The following is a 519-nucleotide window of genomic DNA, read 5'->3' on the forward strand; positions in this document are numbered from 1 at the left end:
ATCGAGCCGGACGATGACGAGAGCATAGAGCAGCTCGAAACCGATCGTTGGAACGACGAACAAGTCCATGGCGGCAATGTCCGGCGCGTGGCTGCGCAAGAACGTCCGCCATCCCTGGCTGGGCGGCCCGCGTCGCCTGACCATGTACTTAGCGACGCTCGACTGCGCGACCACCCGAGCTTCAGCAGTTCGCCGTGGATGCGCGGCGCGCCCCAAAGCGGATTTTCGATGCTGATCCGCCGGATCAACACGCGCAGCTCGGTGTCGATCTGCGGTCGGCCGCCCGAAGATCGTGACTTCCAACGCCAGTAGCAGCGAAAACCAGTCCTGTGCCAACGCACGAGGGTCTCGGGCCGGACGATGGTGAGGACGGACGAGATTGATGGAAACCAACGATACAGCTGGACAAAGAACCAGCGATCATGGTTCGTGAGCCGGACGCGACCCTGCAGCCTCCGCCGCAAGACCATCAACTGATGTCGAAGCGCCGCGTTCTCAGCTTCAAGCTGCAACCTCGAC

The 519-nt window shown here is 62.2% G+C and carries 1 pseudogene; it reads right to left on the reverse strand.

Features of this window, described 5'->3' with window-relative positions:
- A pseudogene (locus tag ACZXDY_RS46365) lies at window positions 1–336 on the reverse strand (hypothetical protein); the annotation flags it as partial.
- Between the last annotated feature and the right edge of the window lie 183 nt (window positions 337–519).

It is taken from the genome of Bradyrhizobium sp. LeoB3 (assembly GCF_055456055.1).